Raw genomic sequence first — 21,037 nt, 5'->3', positions numbered from 1 at the left:
CCCTACGGGACCGCACCTTGCGGTGCGTCGTTTGCCCCGTCGGGGCTGCACGGGGCCTTAGGCCCCAAACCCCATTCATTTTCAAAAACAAGGGCGGGTCCGGGAGGCATTCCTCCCGGTCGGGGCCGGGGCGGAAGCCCCGCTGGGAATCTCTCAGCGCCCCATCAGGGTCAGCAGGGCCTTGACCGTGTTCTCGGCACCGTCGGCGATCTGGGAGATGGAGGAGTCCAGCATGTAACAGGGCGAGGTCACCACCTTGCGGGCCTTGTCCACCACCACGCCGCCATGGGCGGCCTGGGTGTGCTTGGCGCCCATGGCCTCGATGGCCTTGGCGGTGCCGTCGTCATTGCCGATGGTGACGTCGATGCCGTTGCCGAAGATCCTGGCCATCAGGGCCGGGGCGATGCACAGGGCGCCCATGGGCTTGGCCGCCGCCGCCATGGCCTTGACCGCCGCCTCGGTGTCGGGATCGACGGTGCACTCGGCCCCCTGGGTGGCGAAGGTGCAGAGGTTCTTGGCGGCGCCGAAGCCGCCGGGGAAGATCATGGCGTCGAAATCCGCCGGGCTGAACGCGGTCAGCGGCTTGATGGCGCCGCGTGCGATGCGCGCCGCCTCCACCAGCACGTTGCGGCTTTCGCCGGCGGCTTCCTGGCCGGTGAGGTGGTTGACCACATGCATCTGGGCGCGGTCGGGGGCGAAGCACTGATACGCGCCGCCCAGCCGGTCGATGGCCAGCAGGGTCAGCACGGCCTCGTGAATTTCGGCGCCGTCATAGACGCCGCAGCCGGACAGGACGACGGCGAAGCGGGGTTTGGCGGTCATGGCGTGTTCCTTATCCTCGGCTGGGGAAAACTCGGGCGATTATACGATTCCCCGAAGCAAGGGCCATGGTCTATCGTTCCCTCACCCGTCGATACCAAGTGAGTCCCATGAGCACCAATCCGGCCTATGCCACCCTGGAAGCCCGCTTCCGCAAGATGAACTCCGTCGCCGAGGCGCTGTCGGTGCTGTCCTGGGACATGGCGACCATGATGCCCGAAGGTGCCGCCGAGATGCGGGCCGAGCAGGTGGCGACCCTGCGCGGCATCAATCACGAACAGATCACCGCGCCGGACATGGGCGAATTGCTCGATCGCGCGGCGGCCGAGCCGCTGGATGCCTGGCAGGCGGCCAATCTGCGCGAGATGCGCCGCGACTGGATTCATGCCAGCGCTCTGCCCGCCGATCTGGTGGAGGCCCAGGCGCGGGCCGAATCCGCCTGCGAGATGGTCTGGCGCCAGGCCCGCCCGGCGGGGGATTTCAAGGCGGTGCTGCCCGCCCTGAAGGTGCTGCTGGGGCTGGTGCGCGAGGTGGGGCACGTCAAGGCCGAGGCCCTGGGCGTGTCCATCTACGACGCCCTGCTCGACCAGTACGAGCCGCTGGGCCGTGCGGCGGAGATCGATCCGGTCTTCGACCACCTGGAGACGTTCCTGCCCGGCTTCATCGGTGAGGTTCTGGACGCCCAGAACGCCCGCCCGCCGATCATCGAGCCGGACGGCCCCTTCGCCACCGACCGCCAAAAGGCTCTCGGCATCCGTCTGATGGAGGTGCTGGGCTTCGACTTCCGCCACGGTCGCCTGGACGTGTCCCATCACCCGTTCTGCGGCGGCTATCCCGGCGATATCCGGGTCACCACCCGTTATAACGAGGACGATTTCGCCTCGGCCATGATGGGGGTGCTGCACGAGACCGGCCACGCGCTCTACGAGTTCGGCCTGCCGTCCGGCCATTGGCGCCCTCAGCCGGTGGGCCGGGCGCGCGGCATGGTGGTGCACGAATCCCAATCGCTGCTCATGGAGATGCAGGTCTGCCGCTCCAAGGAGTTCGCCGGCTTCCTCTCGCCGCTGCTGAAAAGCACGTTCGGCGCCGAGGGGCCGGCCTGGGAGCCCGACAACATCTACCGCCGGGGCATCAAGGTCAGCCGGGGGTTCATCCGGGTCGAGGCCGACGAGGTCACCTATCCCGCCCACGTCATCATCCGCTATCGCCTGGAAAAGGCGCTGATCGAAGGCCGGATGGAGTTGGAGGACCTGCCCGCCGCCTGGAACGAGGGCTATCAGCGCCTGCTGGGCATCACGCCGCCCGACGACCGGCTGGGCTGCCTGCAGGACATTCACTGGTATGGCGGCGCCTGGGGCTATTTCCCCACCTATACGCTGGGCGCCATGACCGCCGCCCAATTGTTCGACGCCGCCTGCCACGCCGATCCGGCGGTGATGAAGGGTCTGGCCGGGGGCGACTTCCGGCCGCTGCTCGGCTGGCTGCGGGCCAACGTCCATTCCAAGGGCTCGCTGCTGTCCACCCGGCAGTTGATGACCCAGGCGACGGCGCGGCCGCTCGATCCCACGGTGTTCGAGACCCATCTGCGGCGGCGCTACCTGGGCTGAGGGATTTCGGGTAGCATTGGATCATGCTCGGCTGGCTGTCCCGTCTGGTTCTGGACAAACGGGCGCGCGAGGCGCTCAAGCGCCCGGCGCCCAAGGCGGCCGCTCGCCCGAATCCGGGCGCGCCCAGGGCCAGGGAGCGCGACCCCGCCACCGCTTTGGCCGAGGCCGAGGAACGCATGAAGCGCCTGCCGCCGGAAAAGGCCCAGCTGATCCGCTCGGCCATGCTGGTGCACCGGGCGCGGCAATCGGTGCTGGCCGAACTGTCCGACGAGGAGCGGGACAAGCTGGAACAGGTGGCGCGCAAGGCGCTGCTGGGCGGAGGGTCGTGATGTTCGGCTTCCTCAAATCCCTGTTCGGCGAGGAAAAGCCCAAGCCCAAGGCGAAGCCAAAGCCCAAGGCTGCCGCTCCCCGGCCCTTGCCCCCGGCCAAGGCCGAACCCGGTTCGGACCGTGCCGCCCTGTTGAAGCGCGCCCAGGAGGTCCACCGGGCCAAGCGCAAGATTCTCGACGCCCTGTCGGACGAGGACCGGGCCAAGCTGGTCAGCATGGCCATCCTCACCTTTCTCAACCAGGGCCAAGAGCCCGACGACAAGAAGAGATAGCCCGCAACGTGAGCATTTCCCCCGATCCCAAGGCTCTCAGCCAGGGTGTGCTGGCCGGCGAGCGCCGTGCCCTGGCCCGTGCCATCACCCTGATCGAATCCACCCGGCCCGACCACCGCGAGGCGGCCGAGGCGCTGATGCATGAATTGCTGCCCCATACCGGACGGTCGGTGCGCATCGGCATCACCGGCGTGCCGGGAGCGGGCAAGAGCACCTTCATCGAGAGCTTCGGCCTGCATGTGCTGGAGATGGGCAAGAAGCCGGCGGTGCTGGCCGTCGATCCGTCTTCGCCGCGCTCGGGCGGTTCCATCCTGGGCGACAAGACCCGCATGGAGGACCTGTCCCGCGACGCCCGCGCCTTCATCCGCCCCAGCCCCTCGGGCTGCACCCTGGGCGGCGTGGCGCGCCGCACCCGCGAGGCCATGCTGGTCTGCGAGGCGGCGGGCTTCGACGTCATCGTGGTGGAAACCGTGGGCGTCGGTCAGTCCGAGACGGCGGTGGCCGACATGGTCGACATGTTCCTGCTGGTCCTGGTGCCCGGCGGCGGCGACGAGCTGCAGGGCATCAAGAAGGGCATCGTCGAGCTGGCCGACGCCATCATCGTCAACAAGGCCGACGGCGATCTGGCGGCGGCGGCGGCCCGCGCCGCCCGGGACTACAAGAACGCCCTGCACCTGCTGGCGCCGGCCTCGCCCCATTGGACCGTGCCGGTGCTGACCTGCTCGGCCCTGGCGCGGTCGGGCATCGACGAGGTGTGGTCGACCATCGCCACCTACCGCGACACCATGGACAAGGCCGGCGCCCTGGCCGACCGCCGCGCCGCCCAGGCCCATGCCTGGATGTGGAACGAGGTGTCCGAGACGCTGCTGCAGGCCCTGCGCGACGATCCCCGGGTCGAACGGATGCTGCCGGATATGGAGCGCGGCGTCGCCGGCGGGCGAATGGCCCCAGGCGCGGCCGCCAGGGCTCTGGTCCGCACCTTTCGCGGGCAAGGCTGACGTTACCTAAAGTCACAGGGATGGGCCTTGGCGTATTCCTGATAAACAGGCTATCCTCTGACTTCAGTATGAAGGCGACGGAATGAACATGCGGACACCGATCAGTGAGAGTGGCCTCCTCAAGCGGGAGCTGGTGGGGCTGTTCGGGCACCTTCAGAAGATCCGGACAGAACTGGCCGCCCTTAATCCGCCCGGCGCCACCGACCATTTCGGCAGCATGTCCGAGCAGTTGGACGCCATCGTCGGCGCCACGGAAAGCGCCACCAACACCATCATGGAAAGCATGGAGAGCATCAGCGAGCTGATGTGCGAGGCCCGCGCCGTGGCCGTCGACAACCAGCCGCTGACCCAGGTCTTCGACAAGGTGGAGGACCGGGTCAATCAGGTGTTCGAGGCCTGCTCGTTCCAGGACATCACCGGCCAGCGCATCTCCAAGATCGTCAATTCCCTGAAATTCGTCGAGGACCGGATCAAGGCGGTCATCCTCACCTGGGGCAAGGACGAGCTGACCAAGGTGGTCGTCGAGATCAAGAAGGAAGAGGTCGATCCCGACAAGGCCCTGCTGCACGGCCCGCAGCTGCCCGGCCAGGGCGTCAGCCAGGCCGATGTCGACCGCATGCTGGGCCAGGACGCCATCGACAAGCTGTTCGGCTGAGCCTCTTCGGCCCAGCGGCTACTGCCGCCAGAACGCTGGCACGAACAGCACCAGCACGGTGAAGAGTTCCAGTCGCCCCACCAGCATGCCCAGGCAGAGCAGGCCCTTGGCCAGATCGGGCAGGCCGGCATAGGAGCCGCCGGGGCCGATCTCCGGCCCCAGGCCCGGCCCCAGATTGGCCAGGGCCGAGGCCGCCCCCGACACGGCGGTGACGAAGTCCAGCCCCAGGAAAGCCAGGGACATGGACAGCATGGCGAAGCTCAGCGCGTAGACGAACAGGAAGCCCATCACCGAGCCCAGCACCCCTTCGGGAATGGGCCGTCGGTTGAAGGTGGCGATCAGCACGGCGTGCGGGCGCAGCAGGCGGCGGATCTGCATCAGGGCGTCGGCGAACAGGAACTGGAAGCGGAAGACCTTGATGCCGCCGCTGGTCGAGCCGGCACAGCCTCCCACGAAGGCCAGGAAGAACAGAATGGCGGCGGGCATGCCGCCCCAATTGCCGTATTCCAGGGTGAAATGGCCCGTTCCGGTCATCACCGACACCACGGTCAGCGCACCATGGCGCAGCGCGTCCAGCGGCGCCAGCCCCCGCGAGCTCACCAGCCACGCCGACACCCCCAGGGTACCCAGGGTCAGCAGGGCGAAATACCAGCGCAGTTGGTGATCGCGCAGCACGACCTTGCGGTTGCCGCGCAGGAAATGGAAGAACAGCAGGAAGGGCATGCCGCCCAGCACCATGCCGAAGGTGATCAGCACGGTAATGGCACCGCTGTCGAAATGGCCGATGGAGGCGTCCGAGGTCGACGCGCCCGAGGTGGAAATGGTGCCCATGGCGTGGACCAGCGCCTCGAATCCGCTCATGCCCGCCAGCCACAGGGCCAGGGCCAGCAATCCCGTCGCGCCGCAATATCCGGCCAGGATGGACGCCGCGATGCGCCTCCCCCGCGAGGTGGCGCGTTCGGCGGGGCCGGGTACTTCCACGCGGAACATCTGCATGCCGCCCACCGCCAGGTCGGGCAAAACGGCGATGGCGAGGGCGATCACGCCGATGCCGCCCAGCCAGCCCAGCAGCGCCCGCCACAGCAGCAGGCCGCGCGGCAGGACGTCCAGGCCGCGAATTACCGTGGCGCTGGAGGTGGTCAGTCCTGCCGTGGCCTCGAAGGCTGCGTCGACGAACGATAATTGCAACGGGCCGTAGACCAGGGGCAGCGCAGCGAACAGGGCCGGCACCGCGAGCCCGAAGGTGGCGGCGAGATAGGTCTGGCGGACGCTGCGCCGCTGCTGCGGGAGGCGGGTGCCCAGCAGCAGCGCCAGGCCGAAGAACAGGGTCAATCCCGACGAGGTGGCGAAAACCCGCCACTCTTCGTGTCCGTCGCGAAAGTCGATGGCGGCCGGCAGCCACATGGCGGCGGCCAGGATGCAGACCAGGGCGCCGACGATGGACAGGACGGGGCGAAGGTCGATCATCTGGCCGTCACTCCCGCCAATAGCTGCGCGAGAACAGCACCGCGACGGTGAACAGTTCCAGGCGGCCCAGCATCATTTCCACGGCGAGAATCCACTTGGCCGCGTCGGGTAGGGGGCGATAGCTGCCGAAGGGGCCGATGACCTCGCCGATCCCCGGCCCGGCATTAGCGAGGGCGGCGGCCGAACCCGACAGCGCCGTCATGAAGTCGACGCCCACCACGCTCAAGCCCAGGGCGAACAGGGCGAAGGTGAAGAAGTACATCACCACGAAGCCCTGCACCGAATCCAGAACGGACGGGGCGATGGGGCGTTGGTTGTAGTGAATGACGAAGATGCCGTGGGGGTGCAGCAGCCGCTTGAGGTGAATGCCGGCCAGGGCGAACAGCAATTCCCAGCGGAAGATCTTGACGCCGCCGGCGGTGGAGCCGGTACAGCCGCCGATGAACACCAGGATGAAGAACACCACATGGGCAAAGCCGCCCCAGGTGCCGTAATCGGTGGAGACGAAGCCGGTGCTGGTCACGGTGGAGACCACGTTGAAGGTGGCGTGTCGCACGGCCACGCCCAGGCTCATGTCGTTGACCGCCCATTGCCACAGCGCCACCACGCCGGCGGCGGTGCCGATGAACATCAGGTACCAGTGGGCCTGGGCGTCGTCGACGATGCGCGGACGCCCGCGCCGCCAGGGGCCGGTCCACAGCACGAAGGACGAGCCTCCCACCATCATGGCGAACACCGCCACCCATTGCACGGCGGTGTTCCAATGGGCCAGCTTGGTGTCCGAGGTGGAGAAGCCCCCGGTGGAAATGGCGGCCATGGCGTGGCAGACGGCGTCGAAGCGCCCCATGCCCGCCGCCCAGAAGGCCAGGGCCGCCAGCACAGTGAACACCACGTAGACCAGGGTGATGGAGGTGGCCACCTGGGTGATGCGCGGCTTAATGGTCTCGGTCTTGTCCGAGGTCTCCATACGGAAGACCTGCATGCCGCCGATGCGCAGCAGGGGCAGGATGGCGATGGCCATGATGATGATGCCCTCGCCGCCCAGCCAGTTGAGCAGCGCCCGCCAGATCAGGATGCCGCGGGGCGCATGGTCGAGGCCGATGATCACCGTGGCCCCGGTGGTGGTCAGCCCGCTCATGGCCTCGAACACCGCGTCGGTGGGGCTGAGGTGGAGGTTGCCGAAGGCGAAGGGCAGCGCGGCGAATGCCGCCGTGCTGATCCAGGCCAGCGTGGTCAGCATGAAGGCCTGGCGCGCCGACAGGGTCGGGCGTCCCTTGGCCCGGGTGCCGAAGATCAGAGACAGGGCGGCGAAGGCGGTGACCATGGCGGACACCGCGAACACCTTCCAATCCTCGTCGCCTGCCGACAAGTCGACCATGGCCGGAATGCCCATGGCCAAAGCCAGCACCAGCAGCAGGAAGCCGTTGACGAAGAGAACCGGCCTAAAGTCGATCAAGTCATCTGTCCCCTTGGATAGGGAAGACTCATGGAAGGATTCTTGGCCCCTGTAAAGCCCTGTGTTAACCGTCAACCCGCCGGGCGATGGTGGCGAACAGCGCGCGCAGTGCCAAGGCCTCGCCGCCCTCGGGCCGTCCGGGCCGTCCGGCGCCGTTCCACGCCATGATGTCCAAGTGAGCCCAGGGGGTGCCGGGCTCGATGAATTCCTGCAGGAACAGGGCGGCGGTGATGGCGCCGGCATGGGGGGAATCCGAGGCGTTGGTCAGGTCGGCCACCTTGGAATCGATCATCCGGCGATAGGGTTTGTGCAGGGGCAGGCGCCACAGTGGCTCGCCCGCGGCCTCTCCCGCTTCCAGGATGTCGGCGGCCAGCCGGTCATCGTTGCTGAACAGGGCGGGCAGGTCGGTGCCCAGCGCGCTGCGGGCCGCCCCGGTCAGCGTTGCCACGTCGATCAGCAGGGCGGGCTTCTCGGCCGAGGCCTCGGCCAGGGCGTCGCACAGGATCAGGCGGCCCTCGGCGTCGGTGTTGCCCACCTCGACGGTCAGGCCCTTGCGGGTGGCCAGCACGTCCAGCGGCCGCATGGATTCCCCCGACACCGAGTTCTCCACCGCCGGGATCAGCACGCGCAGCCGCAGCTTCAGCCCTGCGGCCATGATCATGGAGGCCAGGCCCAGCACATGGGCGGCGCCGCCCATGTCCTTCTTCATCAGCTTCATGTTGGACGACGGCTTCAGGTCCAGCCCGCCGGTATCGAAGCAGACGCCCTTGCCCACCAGGGTGACCTTGGGGGCCGCCTCGTCGCCCCAGCGCAGGTCGATCAGGCGGGGGCGGCGGCTTTGAGCGGCGGCGCGGCCCACAGCGTGAATGGCGGGGTAGTTCTCGGCCAGCAGCCCGTCGCCGACGATCACCCGGCATTTCGCGCCGAAGCGGGCGGCCAGGGCATCGGCGGCGGCGGACAGTTCCGCCGGCCCCATGTCGGCGGCGGGGGTGTTGATCAGGTCGCGGACCAGCGAGATGGCCTCGACCTCGCGCTCCACCCGGGCGCGGTCGGCGGTCTCGGGCCATGCCAGGCGGGGCAGGTCCTTGCCCTTGCGCGCCTTGTAGCGGTCGAAGCCATAGGCGGCCAGCGCCCAGGCCAGGGCGGCCTGTCCCGCCTGGGCGGCGGGCAGCGGCATGGCCAGCCGCCAGGTGCGGGCGGGCAGCTTGGACGGAAAATGGGCGAAGGCCCAGGGATCGGCCTCGTCAGGCAGGCCCGCCAGGGCGCCGCCCAGGGCGCCGCCTTCGCCGGGCAACAGGCAGACGGCGCCGGGTTCGGCCCGAAAGCCGGTCTGCTCGACCCATTGGCGCACGGACGGGGGCTGGCCCGCCAGCCAGCCGTCCAGGTCGCCCTTGCGCAGGACGGTCAGATTCGTGGCGTTGTCGTCGGCCTCGACCAGTTGCTCCAGCACCCGTTCCTCCTGAATTCCCTATTGATGACGCCCCGCGCTTGCTCCCATGATCGGTGACCATCCACCGTTTGGGAAGCGTCATGTCTCTCACCCTCGTCGTCGGCACCAAGCGTTGGTCCTCGTGGTCGCTGCGGGCCTGGATGGCTCTGGCGGTGACCGGTGCGCCCTTCCGTCAGGTGTTCATCGAACTGCGCCAGCCCGAGACCAAGGCCAGGATTCTCGAATGGTCGCCCTCGGGCAAGATCCCCATGCTGGACGATGACGGCATCAAGGTCTGGGATTCTCTGGCCATCTGCGAATATCTGGCCGAGCGTTTCCCCGGGGCCAAGCTGTGGCCGGACGATCGCGAGGCCCGCGCCCTGGCCCGCTCGGTCTCGGCCGAGATGCATGCCGGTTTCGTGCCGTTGCGCTCCACCTGCCCCATGGATGTGGTGGAAGACCATCCCATGGCCGAGATTCCCGACGACGTGAAGGCCGACGTGGCGCGCGTCGACGCGCTGTGGACCGAGTGCCGCACCCGCTTCGGCCAGGGCGGACCCTACCTGTTCGGCGCCTTCACCAATGCCGACGCCATGTATGCCCCGGTGGTCACCCGCATCCGCACCTACAACCTGCCGGTGGGGCCGGTGGCCGGCGCCTATTGCGACGCCATCATGGCCCATCCCGCCCTGCAGGCCTGGGTCATGGAAGCCAGGATCGCGGGGTAGGCTGGGGAGAAACTCCGCTTCGCGGCGGGGCTGCCGCCCAGGCCCGTTCGGAGGCACAGCCTCCGAGCCACCAGTTTTTAAAAAGCTGAAGGGTTCGGGAAGCTGTGCTTCCCGATTGGGGGATCGGGGGCAAAAGCCCCCGAAGCGGAGCCTTGCCGCAGCCTGTCAAATAGGGCCGGATGGGCTCAGAACACCCGCCGGGCCCGCAGCGCGGCGGTGATGGTGCCGTCGTCCAGATGGTCCAGCTCGCCGCCCACCGGCACGCCATGGGCGAGGCCCGAGACGGTGACGTTGCACGGGGCCAGGCGCTCGGCCACGTAATGGGCGGTGGTCTGGCCCTCCACCGTGGCGGGGGTGGCCAGGATGATCTCGGTGATGGCGGGATCGAGGGCGCGGGCCACCAGGGACTCGATGCCCAGATCCTCCGGCCCGACGCCATCCAGGGCCGAGAGCAGGCCGCCGAGGACGGCGTAGCGCCCCTTGAAGCTGCCGGTGCGCTCCATGGCCCACAGCCCGGCCACGTCCTCGACCACGCAGAGCATGGAGGGATCGCGCCGGTGATCGGCGCAGATGGCGCAAGGATCGATGGTGTCGAAATTGCCGCAGACCGAGCAGGTGCGCACCCTGGCGGCGGCGTCGGCCATGGCCTGGGCGAGCGGGACCAGCAGGCTTTCCCGCTTTTCCACCAGGCGCAGCGCGGCGCGCCGGGCCGAGCGCGGCCCCAGCCCGGGCAACCGCGAAAGGAGTTGTATCAGGCGCTCGATCTCGGGGCCGACCATTGCGGGGGCGGAACTATACCGGGATCAGAACGGCAGCTTGAAGCCGGGGGGCAGGTTCAGCCCGCCGGTCATCTTGGCCATCTCCTCGGCCATGGCGGCCTCGGCCTTGGCCTTGGCGTCGTTGAAGGCGGCCAGGATCAGGTCTTCCAGCACTTCCACGTCGCTGGGATCGACCAGGGACGGGTCGATCTTGACCTTCTTCAACTCGTATTTGCCGTTCAGCGTCACCTGCAGCATGCCGGCCCCGGACGAGCCGGTGACCTCCATCTCGGCCATGGTGGCCTGCATCTCGGCCATCTTGGACTGCATCTGCTGGGCCTGCTTCATCAGGTTGCCAAGGTTCTTCATAGGTCTTCCTCTCCAGGGAGCATTTCGTCGTCCAGCATCGCCTCCGGGTCCTCGGGCGGCGGGGCATCGGGCAATTCCTCGGCGCCGAGATCGCGCACCGCCTCGATGGTGGCGCCGGGAAAGGCGGCCAGCACCGCCTTGACCAGCGGAAGTTCGGCGGCGTCGGCGCGGCGGCGCAGCTCGGCGTTGGCCTCCTGCTCGGCCAGGGTTGGCTGGGCGGAATCGGTGGAATTGACCGAGACCGTCCAGCGCCGCCCGGTCCATTCCGACAGCAGGCGCGCCGTCTTGGGCGCCAGATCCGAGCCGACGCCGCTGTTCTGGCGCCACTCGATGCGCCCGGCGGCGAAGGACACCAGATTGACCTGTGTCCGCAGTTGGACGGCGATCAGGCCTTCGCGGCGTTCGGTGAACAGCGCCACCACCGCCGCGAAGTCGGGGGGCATGGCGGGTAGGGTCACGGTCTCGGCCACGGGGGCGGGCTGAAGCTTCAGGGCGGTGGCGGGGCCGTGCACCGGGCCGCCGCCCATATGATGATTGGAGACCGCGTCGGCACCGCCGCCGCCAAAGCCGCCACCGCTACCTCCTCCGCCGGGGCCGCGCGGGGCGGGGGGCGGGGGGGGATTGGCGCGCAATTGCTCGACCAGCTCGGCCGGACTGGGCAGTTCGGCGGCATAGGCCAGGCGGACCACCGCCATCTCGGCGGCCTGCAGCGGGTTGGGGGCGTTGCGGGTCTCGCCCAAGCCCTTCAGCAGCATCTGCCAGGCGCGGGTGAGCGCGGCCAGGGACAGGGTCTTGGACATCTCGGCGCCCTTGACCCGCTCGGTCTCCGAGGCGCCCAACTGGTCGGCGGCGTCGGGAGTGACCTTGAGCCGGGTCAGCCAGTGCACCAGTTCCAGCATGTCCTGCAGCACCACCACCGGATCGGCGCCGGCGGCGTATTGGTCGGTGATCTGGTCCAGGGCGGCGGGAACCTGCCCCTTCATGATGGCGTCCAGCAGGTCGAAGACCCGGGCGCGGTCGGCCAGCCCCAGCATGTCGCGCACCTGGGCCTCGGTCACCGCTCCGGCGCCATGGCTGATGGCCTGATCCAGCAGGGACAGCCCGTCGCGCACCGAACCGTCGGCGGCCCGGGCGATCAGCTTGAGCGCCGCCGGCTCGATTTCGGCCTGTTCCTTGGCGGCGATGGATTCGAAGTGCTTGGCCAGCACCTCCATCTCCACCCGGCGCAGGTCGAAGCGCTGGCAGCGCGACAGCACGGTCACGGGGATCTTGCGGATCTCGGTGGTGGCGAACACGAACTTCACGTGCTCGGGCGGTTCCTCCAGCGTCTTCAGCAGCGCGTTGAACGCCGCCGTGGACAGCATGTGGACCTCGTCGATGATGTAGATCTTGAAGCGGGCCGAGGTGGGGCGATAGCGCACGCCCTCGATGATCTCGCGGATGTCGTTGACGCCGGTGCGGCTGGCGGCGTCCATCTCCAGGATGTCGACGTGGCGGTCCTCGGCGATGGCGCGGCAATGCTCGCACTGGCCGCAGGGATCGATGGTCGGCCCACCCTTGCCGTCCAGGCCGACGCAGTTCAGGGCGCGGGCGATGATGCGGGCGGTGGTGGTCTTGCCCACGCCGCGCACGCCGGTCAGCACGAAGGCATGGGCCAGCCGCCCGGTCTTGATGGCGTTGGACAGGGTGCGCACCATGGCCTCCTGCCCGATCAGACCGGCGAAGTCGGTCGGCCGGTACTTGCGGGCCAGGACGCGATAGGGCGTGGGGGCGGGGGTGTCGCTCATGGGGGCCAAGATAGTACGGCCTTTCAATTCATGCCAGAGGCGCTGTGGGCTGCCGCCCACCCCCGCCTGGGGCCATGGGCCCCAAACCCCTCGATGAAATCAAATGGGGTTCGGGGCATCGCCCCGGATGGGCTCGGGCGATAGCCCGATATATGCCTCAGTGCGTCACGCCCGCGTCGAAATAATAGGCCGAGGCGCCGCCGTGCAGTTGGATGCCCAGCTTGTCCAGGCCGGCGGCCGACAGGCTGACCAGCTTGCCGCGGGGGTGGCTTTCGGTCAGCAGCTTCTGGGTGCTGGGATGCCACAGGGCGCGGGTGACGCCATAGATCAGGTCGTTGGGCTGCTCGGCCCCGGTGACCAGCACCACGCCCACGTCCAGGGTCTTCACCTCGGCATCGCTGCCGCGATAGGTGTCGGCGGGAATGGACGAGGCGGCGAAGAAGGGATAGGTCGCCCGCATCTTGTCCACTTCCGGCCCGGCCAGGGGGATCAGCACGATGTCGGAGCGCTGGGCCAGCTCGCTGACGATGGGCACCGGCAGCCCATCCACCACCAGCATGGCGTCCAGCTGGCCGGCGGCGACGGCGTCGGCGGCGGGGCCGGGCTTCAGGAAGCTCTGCTTGATCTGGCTTTCCGTCATGCCGAAGGCGGCCAGCAGCAGCCGGCCGTGCACCAGTTCGCCCGAATCCTTGTCGCCCAGCGAGACCCGCTTGCCCTTGAGGTCCTTGACCGAGTGGATCTTGGCATCCTTGCGGGCGACCAGATGCAGGCTTTCCGGATACAGCATGGCGATGGCCCGCAGATTCTGCACCGCCCCCTTGCCCTTGTAGATGCCGGTGCCGTGATAGGCCCAATAGGCGATGTCGGACTGAACCAGGGCGGCGTCGAGGCGCTTGGCGGCGATGGCGTCGATATTGGCGATGGCGCCGCCGGTGGACTTGGCCACCGCCACCATGCCGGGCACGCCGCACGATCCCCCCTTGTCGCACTCGCGCGAGCCGGGAGGGTTGCTGATGGCATTGGCGATCAGACCGCCGAAGGCGAAGCGGGTTTCCCCCGTCGGGCCGGTGCCGATCTGGAAAAAGCGGATGTCCTGGGCCAGCCCCAGGCCGGTGGTCAGGAGCAGCAGCAAGGCCGCAATCACGATGGACCGGATAGGCATTCTGGCAGGCACGGCAGCTTTCCCCCCACGGAAACGACGCATCACGGGCAGAGGATACACGACAAATATCATGAAATCCTCATGTAAGTGATGCATTCAGGCGGATTCAAAGCAATGTTCCCCATTGCGATCGGCGGCAAAGCAGGCACAATGTGCCCTCGGGTTGGGGACCGAGAGTATCATGACTGACGACGATGGATTGAAGCCTATCAATGACAGCGACATGGATTCCATGTTCGTGCTGCCGCTGTCGATTATCCCGCTCCAGACCCCGGCCTTGCAAAGCGCCAAGCTGATCAAGAACGTGCGGCTGCGCAGCGCGGTCGAGCTGTTTTCCGACGTCCAGACCGGCTCGGGCCAGGTGGACGTGGAATCCCTGCCCGCCATGTTCGGCTGGCCGACGGAACAGATTCACCCCGACCTCGGCATCCTGCGCCGTCTGGCGCTGCTGCCCAGCTACGACGTCTACTCCTTGCGCATCAGCTTGCGCGAGCACGGCATTCCGGTGAACGACTACGCGGCCTTGAAGCTGTCGCCGGAAAAGGCGGCGGAGCTGACCCGCTACATGATCATGTTCACCCGCCCGCTGATGAAGATGATCTATTCGGGCGAGGACGTGCATATCGACAGCTATGACGACCTGCTGAAGCTGTTCCGCGATCCCGATATCAAGAAGGCGCGCCAGCGCCTGGAAACCATGGCTCAAAGCCTGAATATCGACATCTTCGACGTGCCGCGCTTTCTCGAGGATTACGGCGACACCTTCATGTCGCTGTCGTATTTCCGTCACTGCCTCGACCGGCTGGAGCCCTATTTCACCGCCTGCGTCCAGGCGCTGTCGCCCATCCGCACCCATTTCCAGCTGAAGCAGAACGTCAACCTCATGAAGACCTGCGACATGATCGAGGAGGTGATCAACTCGATCTCCGCCTCCATTTCCGGTCGGCTGGAGGTGTTCGACAAGCGGACCCGCGAGATGTGGGAGAACATCTCACAGGACGAATTCCGCTCGGTGAAGGGCATGATCGAGCGCTATCACGTCACCATCGGCGCCGCCCTGTGCGGCCTGACCGTGAAGATGAGCTCGTTCGCCAAGATGTTCCCCCGCCCCAATTCGGGCGGTCCCATCAAGCGCGCCGACTTCATGATGAGCGAGATGATTCAGGGCATCGACCTGATCAAGGACGTGGAAAAGCAATTCACCGCGCAGTAGCGGCCGAACGGCGCCCTGTCCCGACGCGTATGGGATCGCTGCGGGCTTATTGCCCGCCGCAATACCGCGCCACTTCATCCAGCAGCTTGCGGATGGAGATGGGCTTGGTGATGACCTGATTGAAGCCCTCTTCCAGGAAGCCGGCCACGGAATCGGGGTCGGCGAAGGCGGTCACCGCCACCACCGGCACGCCCTTGGTGCGGTCGTCGGCCCGCAGCTGCTTCAGCAGGTCGATGCCAGAATATTTGGGCAGCTGAATGTCCATGAGAATGACGCCGGCCCCGCTGCCGGCGGTCAGGTCGACCAGGCCATCTCCATCCGACGACTTGACGGTGGTATAGCCCGCGATGGTCAGCGCCTGTTCCAGGAGCTTCATGTTCATCGCGTTGTCTTCAACGACGACGACGGTACCGGTCATGTCCCGATCCTCTCAGACATTCAACTCTGCCCCGCCCGCAGCACGGTAACCTTCTCCGGGGTGCGGGGACAGTAGCTTTTGGCGAAGTTGGCGAAATCGGCGACCGCCATGGGTCGCCCGATCATGTATCCCTGAATCTCGTCGCAGCCATGGCGGGCCAGCAATGCGGCCTGGGATTCGGTCTCGACGCCCTCGGCGATGGTCTTCAGCGACAGGGAATGGGCCAGGGAGATGATGGCGTTGACCAGCACGCGCCCATCCTCGTCCTGGTCCAGGTCACGCACGAAGGCGCGGTCGATCTTCACGGTGTCCACCGGGAACCGCTTGAGATAGGCCAGCGAGGAATAGCCGGTGCCGAAATCGTCGATGGACAGCGTCACGCCCAGCTTGGCCAGCGAGCGCAGCAGCTTCAGCGTGCCCTCGCCATCGGCCATCAGCATGCTTTCCGTCAGTTCCAGGTCCAGGTCCTTGGCGTTGACCCCGGTTTCGGAAATGCAGTCGGCTCGGCCTCGCGGAACTGGCGGCCGGAAATGTTGACCCCCAGGCGCAAATTGGCGATGCCGGCATCGTTCCACAGGCGCAACTGGGTGCAAGCCTGACGCAGAACCCAGCTTCCCATGGGAACGATCAGGCCGGTTTCCTCGGCCACTGGGATGAACTTGTCCGGGGTGATGATGCCCAGTTCGGGATGGCGCCAGCGGATCAGCGCCTCGGCCCCCACCAGGGCGTAATCGGCCAGCCGGACCTGGGGCTGGTAGAACAGCTCGAACTGGCCGGCGCGCAGCGCATCCTTGATGGAGCGCTCCAGCGTCATGCGCTCGGTCACGGCGAAGGACATGGCGGCGTCGAAATAGCCCATGCGCTGGTCGCTGCGGCGCTTGACGTTGTGCAGCGCCATCTCGGCGTTGCGCAGCAATTCCAGGGCATCGTCGCCGTCGCGCGGGAAGACCGAGACGCCCATGTCCACCGGCACCACCATCTCGGTGCCGTGGATGGTGTAGGGCTTGATGAGAATGTCGTGGATGTGGTCGACCTGCCGGGTCACCTCGTCCATTTCGTGGACCTGGGGAACCACCACGGCGAACTCGTCGCCGGCCAGCCGGGCGGCGGTCCCGCCCGAACCCACCGCCTGGGCCAGACGCCGTGCCGTCTCGCGCAGCAGGGAATTGCCCACGTCGTGGCCCATGGAATCGTTGATGGTGGTAAAGCCGTCCAGGTCGACGGTGATGATGGCCACGTGCAGTCCGGCATTGCGGGCCATGGCGACGGCCTGGCCCAGCCGGTCGGTCAGCAAGGTGCGGTTGGGCAGGTCGGTCAGCGGGTCGTGATTGGCCAGATAGGCCACGCGCTGGGCCAGTTGCTTGTTCTCGGTCAGGTCGCGGATGGTGCCGGTGAACATGCGGCGCTTTTCCACGCGCAGTTCCGAGATGGACAGGTGGACCGGAAACAGCGATCCGTCCTTGCGCTTGCCCATCACCTCGCGCCCGACGCCGATGATGGCGCCGATGCCGGTGCCCAGATAGTTCTTGATATAGCCGTTGTGCCGGCCGGCATCGGGCTCGGGCATCAGCACCGAGACATTGGCGCCGATCAGTTCCGACAGGGAGTGTCCGAAGATGCGCTCCACCGACAGATTGGCGTTGAGGATGGTGCCGTCCTCGTCGATGGTGACGATGCCGTCGAGAACGGTGTCCATGATGGCGCGGATGCGGTGCTCGCGCGCGGCCACCGCCCGCATGGCGGCGGTCACCTCGGTGGTGTCGCGGCCCACCAGCAGGGTGGCGTTCTGGGCCTCGCGCCGCAGCGGCACCGCCGACAGCTCCACGTCGCGCACCCGACCGGCGAAGGTCACCACCTTGACCGGCAACGGATGGCCTTCTTCGTACAAGGTGTCCAGGCCGCCCTCGAAAATGGCGCGGTAGTCGGGATGGATGAACTCGGAGAAATGCTTGCCCTCGCAGGCGGTGGCCGAGGGGGCGCGCAGCATGCCGAGGCCGGCGGCGTTGATGCGCTCGATGACGCCGTCGACACAGACGCAGATCAGATCGGGAGACAGCTCCACCAGATCGCGATAGGACGCCTGATCCTTGAGCAGCGCCGATTCCAGCATGGAAACGTCGGTGATGCGGTCCAGCAGCTTCAGGATCTGGCTGCCGGAATTGAGGATGGAATCGGCGTATTCTCGGTAGCCGGCCTGGGTCAGCGGCCCCAGCATCTCGGTGGAGATCATTTCGGCGAAACCGATCACGTCGTTGAGCGGCGTGCGGATATCGCGGCTCATGCGGCCCATGAATTCGGTCTTGGCGCGATTGGCGAAATCGGCCTCTTCCTTGGCCTCGGCCAGGGTGGCGGCGGCGGCGCGCTCTCCCGTGATGTCGCGGGAGAACATGGCGAAGCGGTGCTCGCCCAGTTCCATGCCGGCCACCGCCAGCAGGCGGTTGGCGAACCAGTGGATGCCGTCGGTATCCTCGAACTGGACGGTGCGCCCGCTGTCCAGGGCCTCGGCCAGGAACGAGCGGCGATGTTCGGCCAGGGCCTCGGGCAGCAGGTCGAAGATGCTTTGGCCAATCACCGCGTCGGGTGAGGCGTTCAGGTACTGCTCCGCCTCGGTGTTGAGCGTCAGGATGTGGCCCTCGGCGTCCAGCAGCATGGCGATGTCGTGGCTGGCGTCCAGCAGGGCCTGGGAGGTGCGGTGCGAGGCCTCCAGTTCCGTCTGGGCCTGCTGGCGCTCGATGGCGTGGCGGATGACGCGGGGCAGCAGGGTCAGGCCGGCATCGGACTTGACCACGTAATCCTGGGCGCCGGCCCGGATGGCTTCCTGGGCCACCCGCTCGTCGTCCAGGCTGGTCAGCACCACCAGCGCCTTGTCCGGCGCCCAGGATTTCAGCCGCAGCACGGATTCGATGCCCGAAGCATCGGGAAGGCCAAGGTCGGAAAGAACGCAGTCGAAAGCGTTAAACGGAGCGTCCTTCAAGGCCTCGCCCAAGGTTGAGCGGCACGAGACTTTCCAACTGGGCTGGGCGTCAGCCAATTCGATTTCGATCAACCGCTGATCGCCAGGGTTGTCTTCGATAATCAGTAGTCGCAAGTGATCGGCGCCCGAACTCATGATGCAATGACCATGCAACATCCGGGGCCTATTGTAAACATGCTGCGAATGCCGCAGCCGGCGACGATCACAGTAGAAGTCCGACCATGCTGCCGGTAAGGCAGCTTGCCATAGTTCCCGAAATAATTGAGCGCCCGCCCAGGGCGACGATCTCCGCCCGGCGTTCGGGCGCCATCACCGACAGCCCGGCGATCAGGATGCCGAGCGAGCCCAGATTGGCGAAGCCGCACAGACCATAGGTCATGATCAGCCGCGACCGCGCCGACAGGGCTTCGGGCGGCAGGTGGGCCAGGTCGAGGTAGGCCAGCAGCTCGTTCAGCACCGTCTTGGTGCCCATCAGGGCGCCGGCGGTGACCATCTCGCCCGCCGGAATGCCCATGGCCCAGACCACCGGGGCCATGGCCCAGCCCAAGACCCGCTGCAGGGTCAGCGGCGCCCCCGCCACCTCGGGCAGCAGGGCGAGGCCGGCATTGGCCAGACTGACCAGGGCGACCAGGACCACCAGCATGGCGACGATGCCCACCAGCAGGCGGACGCCGTCCATGGTGCCTTTCACCACCGCATCCATGGAGCCGGCGTAATCATGTCCGTCCCCCAGCTTGCCAGCGCCAGTCAGCGCGCAATCTGGCACCATGATCTTGCCGATCATCAGTCCGGCGGGCACCGAGATCAGCGAGGCAGTGAGCAGATGGCCGATGGCGTCGGGGATGATTCCGTCCAGGAAGGTGGCGTAGAGCACCATCACGGTGCCGGCGATGGTGGACATGCCCGCCGTCATCACCAGGAACAGCTCGCCCCGCGACAGCTTGCCCACATAAGGGCGGATCAGCAGCGGCGCCTCGATCATGCCCAGAAAGGCGGTGGCCGAGGCCGAGACCCCCACCGCGCCGCCCACACCCATGGACTTTTCCAGCAGGCGCGAGGCGGCGCGCACCACCACGGGCAGGATGCGCCAGTGATAAAGCAGTGCTGACAGCGCGCTCATCAGCAGCACCAGGGGCAGGGCCTGGAAGGCCAGGATGAAGCCGGACGCAGGGTTGGCCGCGGTCCAGGGGGCGGGGGCGCCGCCCACATAGCCGAAGACGAAGGAGGTGCCGGCCCGGGTGGCGGTCTGAAGCGCCGCCACCGCCCGGTCGAGGCCCAGGAACAGCAGCTTGGCGGCGGGGACCTTGAGCAGCAGCAGGGCCAGCAGCCCCTGCACGGCCAGCCCGGCCACCACCACCCGCCACGACACCGCTCGGCGATCCTCGGACAGCAGGAAGGCCACGCCGATCAGGGCGATGATGCCGATGAGGCCCTGGCCGGTCATGTCAACGGACGGCCGTCATCAATGCCGCTTGGCCAGCCACTCGTCCACGGCCGGGACCATGGCCTTGATGGACAGCCCGAAGGCCAGCATCAGCTTGTCCTTCTCCTGGGTCATGTGCAGCAGGTTGTCCACCACCTTGCGCAGTATGTCCTTGGCGAAGGCGGGAATGGCCAGGATTTCCGGGGTGCGCGGGCCGAATCCGGTCTTCAGCGCATGCACCATCACCTCGACCTTGTCGATGTTGAGGCGCTGGATCTCCTGCAGGTTCTCGGCGGCGATATAGCACAGCATGTCGCCGAAGATCCGCGACACCGACTTGTCGAGCGCGGCACAGACATTGAAGAAGGCCGGTTCGCGGGCGAAGAACTCCCACGCCTTCTGGCCCAGCATCTTGTGATAGAACTCGTACATGTCCCGGTTCCACACCGAGATGCCGCCGATGGCCTGGGGGCGGTCGGCGAGAATGGCGCCGAACTCGCCGCCCACGGCGGCCTTGACCTTCTTCAGCTTGTCCGGCTCGAACTTGGACACCGCGACGATATGGGCGGCGGTGGGCAGGGCGACGATGTCCTCGCCGATCTCGATGATCTGGGGATAGGACAGGTTGGTGCGGTAGGTCTCAAGCAGCGGCAATTGCCAGCCGAAGGCGATATAGCGCGACAGCTCGCGAATCTTGCGCTCCTCCACCGGGTCCACGGCCTGCCGCTCGATCTGCTCGGTCTTCTTGATCAGGCCGAACATGGAGCTTTTGGTCACGGTCTCGGTGATGGTCTCCATGGGCTTGTCGGCCTCGAAGATCTTCTTGGCGCAGGTGCGGACCAGCAATTGCTGAATCTGCCCCAGGCTGACGCCGCACACCAGGGTCGTGCTTTCGTCGCGCACCGGATCGTCGGAGTCCCTGGCCCGGACGATGTCGTCCACCAGCTCACGGCTGGTCTGGAAGGTCTTGATGAAGGATTGCAGCACGTCGGGGTCCGAAATCACCTGCTGATAGGTGACGGCCGCATCCACCAGACCGGCCTGCTGGAAGGTGCCCAGCACCCTCTTCAGGCCCTCGATGACGCCCTTTTTGGTCTCGGTATCGATTTCCACCGGCGGCGGAAGCTTGGCGACGGACATGAGGCGATAGGTCCTGGCAAATGTTCCCCGAAG

At 67.1% G+C, this 21,037-nt stretch carries 20 protein-coding genes; 7 read left to right on the top strand and 13 right to left on the bottom strand.

The features are described from left to right. Window positions 1–153 precede the first annotated feature (153 nt). On the bottom strand, window positions 154–822 hold the full coding sequence (gene elbB, locus AMB_RS20805) for an isoprenoid biosynthesis glyoxalase ElbB (protein ID WP_011386464.1): 669 nt from the start codon (window positions 820–822) through the stop codon (window positions 154–156). A 107-nt stretch (window positions 823–929) separates the two neighbouring features. On the opposite strand from elbB, the gene AMB_RS20800 reads away from it, so the two are divergent. From AMB_RS20800 to AMB_RS20780, 5 genes are all read left to right on the top strand, one after another. Then, entirely contained in the window at window positions 930–2,426 is a 1,497-nt protein-coding gene (locus tag AMB_RS20800) for a carboxypeptidase M32 (RefSeq protein ID WP_043745454.1), read from the top strand. Between the two features lie 23 nt (window positions 2,427–2,449). Further along, window positions 2,450–2,755 (top strand): hypothetical protein, encoded by a 306-nt coding sequence (locus AMB_RS20795; RefSeq protein ID WP_043745451.1) that lies wholly within the window; start codon window positions 2,450–2,452, stop codon window positions 2,753–2,755. Next, window positions 2,755–3,027, top strand: a complete 273-nt coding sequence (locus tag AMB_RS20790; RefSeq protein WP_043745449.1) for a hypothetical protein — start codon at window positions 2,755–2,757, stop codon at window positions 3,025–3,027. The genes AMB_RS20795 and AMB_RS20790 overlap by 1 nt, the downstream gene beginning before the upstream one ends. A gap of 8 nt (window positions 3,028–3,035) precedes the next feature. Further along, entirely contained in the window at window positions 3,036–4,025 is a 990-nt protein-coding gene (gene meaB / locus AMB_RS20785; protein ID WP_011386461.1) for a methylmalonyl Co-A mutase-associated GTPase MeaB, read from the top strand. Between the two features lie 82 nt (window positions 4,026–4,107). Next, window positions 4,108–4,680 (top strand): protein phosphatase CheZ, encoded by a 573-nt coding sequence (locus tag AMB_RS20780; protein WP_011386460.1) that lies wholly within the window; start codon window positions 4,108–4,110, stop codon window positions 4,678–4,680. 18 nt (window positions 4,681–4,698) lie between these two features. Here AMB_RS20780 and AMB_RS20775 read toward each other — a convergent pair whose 3' ends face one another. From AMB_RS20775 to AMB_RS20765, 3 genes are all read right to left on the bottom strand, one after another. Further along, complete coding sequence (locus AMB_RS20775; RefSeq protein WP_011386459.1) at window positions 4,699–6,147, bottom strand: TrkH family potassium uptake protein; 1,449 nt, start codon at window positions 6,145–6,147, stop codon at window positions 4,699–4,701. Between the two features lie 7 nt (window positions 6,148–6,154). Continuing rightward, window positions 6,155–7,603 carry a TrkH family potassium uptake protein gene (locus tag AMB_RS20770; RefSeq protein ID WP_011386458.1) on the bottom strand — a complete coding sequence of 483 codons (1,449 nt, stop codon included), beginning with the start codon at window positions 7,601–7,603 and terminating at the stop codon, window positions 6,155–6,157. 64 nt (window positions 7,604–7,667) lie between these two features. After that, window positions 7,668–9,053, bottom strand: a complete 1,386-nt coding sequence (locus AMB_RS20765) for a leucyl aminopeptidase family protein (protein ID WP_011386457.1) — start codon at window positions 9,051–9,053, stop codon at window positions 7,668–7,670. 80 nt (window positions 9,054–9,133) lie between these two features. Between AMB_RS20765 and AMB_RS20760 the strand changes: the two genes are divergently transcribed. Then, window positions 9,134–9,760, top strand: coding sequence for a glutathione S-transferase family protein (locus AMB_RS20760; RefSeq protein ID WP_011386456.1), 627 nt, complete (start codon window positions 9,134–9,136; stop codon window positions 9,758–9,760). Window positions 9,761–9,945: 185 nt separating this feature from the next. Here AMB_RS20760 and recR read toward each other — a convergent pair whose 3' ends face one another. The 4 genes from recR to AMB_RS20740 form a co-directional block, all read right to left on the bottom strand. Continuing rightward, window positions 9,946–10,539: a recombination mediator RecR gene (gene recR / locus AMB_RS20755; RefSeq protein ID WP_011386455.1), complete on the bottom strand. Its 594-nt coding sequence runs from the start codon at window positions 10,537–10,539 to the stop codon at window positions 9,946–9,948. Window positions 10,540–10,563: 24 nt separating this feature from the next. Further along, window positions 10,564–10,887, bottom strand: a complete 324-nt coding sequence (locus AMB_RS20750; protein ID WP_011386454.1) for a YbaB/EbfC family nucleoid-associated protein — start codon at window positions 10,885–10,887, stop codon at window positions 10,564–10,566. Then, entirely contained in the window at window positions 10,884–12,674 is a 1,791-nt protein-coding gene (locus AMB_RS20745; RefSeq protein WP_043745446.1) for a DNA polymerase III subunit gamma/tau, read from the bottom strand. Before AMB_RS20745 ends, AMB_RS20750 begins: the two co-directional genes overlap by 4 nt. A gap of 157 nt (window positions 12,675–12,831) precedes the next feature. Continuing rightward, window positions 12,832–13,848, bottom strand: coding sequence for a TAXI family TRAP transporter solute-binding subunit (locus AMB_RS20740; RefSeq protein WP_231848912.1), 1,017 nt, complete (start codon window positions 13,846–13,848; stop codon window positions 12,832–12,834). Window positions 13,849–14,017: 169 nt separating this feature from the next. Here AMB_RS20740 and AMB_RS20735 point away from each other — a divergent pair, with 169 nt between their 5' ends. Then, window positions 14,018–15,049, top strand: coding sequence for a hypothetical protein (locus AMB_RS20735; RefSeq protein WP_011386451.1), 1,032 nt, complete (start codon window positions 14,018–14,020; stop codon window positions 15,047–15,049). Between the two features lie 46 nt (window positions 15,050–15,095). Here the strand turns inward: AMB_RS20735 and AMB_RS20730 are convergent, their stop codons facing one another. The 5 genes from AMB_RS20730 to AMB_RS20715 form a co-directional block, all read right to left on the bottom strand. Beyond that, on the bottom strand, window positions 15,096–15,467 hold the full coding sequence (locus AMB_RS20730; RefSeq protein WP_011386450.1) for a response regulator: 372 nt from the start codon (window positions 15,465–15,467) through the stop codon (window positions 15,096–15,098). Window positions 15,468–15,487: 20 nt separating this feature from the next. Beyond that, a complete protein-coding gene (locus AMB_RS26865; RefSeq protein WP_011386449.1) occupies window positions 15,488–15,907 on the bottom strand; it encodes an EAL domain-containing protein in 420 nt (139 codons plus the stop codon). 8 nt (window positions 15,908–15,915) lie between these two features. After that, the gene (locus AMB_RS20725) at window positions 15,916–18,513 is read right to left on the bottom strand and encodes a PAS domain S-box protein (RefSeq protein ID WP_269446045.1); all 2,598 of its coding nucleotides are present in this window, start codon (window positions 18,511–18,513) and stop codon (window positions 15,916–15,918) included. Window positions 18,514–18,643: 130 nt separating this feature from the next. Continuing rightward, entirely contained in the window at window positions 18,644–19,885 is a 1,242-nt protein-coding gene (locus tag AMB_RS20720) for a NupC/NupG family nucleoside CNT transporter (RefSeq protein WP_011386447.1), read from the bottom strand. Window positions 19,886–19,903: 18 nt separating this feature from the next. Beyond that, on the bottom strand, window positions 19,904–21,004 hold the full coding sequence (locus AMB_RS20715) for a hypothetical protein (RefSeq protein WP_011386446.1): 1,101 nt from the start codon (window positions 21,002–21,004) through the stop codon (window positions 19,904–19,906). Between the last annotated feature and the right edge of the window lie 33 nt (window positions 21,005–21,037).

Origin of the sequence: Paramagnetospirillum magneticum AMB-1, assembly GCF_000009985.1 — a bacterium.
Classification (GTDB): Bacteria; Pseudomonadota; Alphaproteobacteria; order Rhodospirillales; family Magnetospirillaceae; genus Phaeospirillum; species Phaeospirillum magneticum.
This window is presented reverse-complemented; position numbering and strand designations above follow the sequence as displayed.

Bases quoted from the DNA above. Each gene is read 5' to 3' on its own strand.
- elbB (WP_011386464.1), bottom strand. From the start codon at position 822: ATGACCGCCAAACCCCGCTTCGCCGTCGTCCTGTCCGGCTGCGGCGTC.
- AMB_RS20800 (WP_043745454.1), top strand. From the start codon at position 930: ATGAGCACCAATCCGGCCTATGCCACCCTGGAAGCCCGCTTCCGCAAG.
- AMB_RS20795 (WP_043745451.1), top strand. From the start codon at position 2,450: ATGCTCGGCTGGCTGTCCCGTCTGGTTCTGGACAAACGGGCGCGCGAG.
- AMB_RS20790 (WP_043745449.1), top strand. From the start codon at position 2,755: ATGTTCGGCTTCCTCAAATCCCTGTTCGGCGAGGAAAAGCCCAAGCCC.
- AMB_RS20780 (WP_011386460.1), top strand. From the start codon at position 4,108: ATGAACATGCGGACACCGATCAGTGAGAGTGGCCTCCTCAAGCGGGAG.
- AMB_RS20775 (WP_011386459.1), bottom strand. From the start codon at position 6,147: ATGATCGACCTTCGCCCCGTCCTGTCCATCGTCGGCGCCCTGGTCTGC.
- AMB_RS20760 (WP_011386456.1), top strand. From the start codon at position 9,134: ATGTCTCTCACCCTCGTCGTCGGCACCAAGCGTTGGTCCTCGTGGTCG.
- recR (WP_011386455.1), bottom strand. From the start codon at position 10,539: ATGGTCGGCCCCGAGATCGAGCGCCTGATACAACTCCTTTCGCGGTTG.
- AMB_RS20750 (WP_011386454.1), bottom strand. From the start codon at position 10,887: ATGAAGAACCTTGGCAACCTGATGAAGCAGGCCCAGCAGATGCAGTCC.
- AMB_RS20745 (WP_043745446.1), bottom strand. From the start codon at position 12,674: ATGAGCGACACCCCCGCCCCCACGCCCTATCGCGTCCTGGCCCGCAAG.
- AMB_RS20735 (WP_011386451.1), top strand. From the start codon at position 14,018: ATGACTGACGACGATGGATTGAAGCCTATCAATGACAGCGACATGGAT.
- AMB_RS20730 (WP_011386450.1), bottom strand. From the start codon at position 15,467: ATGACCGGTACCGTCGTCGTCGTTGAAGACAACGCGATGAACATGAAG.
- AMB_RS26865 (WP_011386449.1), bottom strand. From the start codon at position 15,907: ATGCTGATGGCCGATGGCGAGGGCACGCTGAAGCTGCTGCGCTCGCTG.
- AMB_RS20720 (WP_011386447.1), bottom strand. From the start codon at position 19,885: ATGACCGGCCAGGGCCTCATCGGCATCATCGCCCTGATCGGCGTGGCC.
- AMB_RS20715 (WP_011386446.1), bottom strand. From the start codon at position 21,004: ATGTCCGTCGCCAAGCTTCCGCCGCCGGTGGAAATCGATACCGAGACC.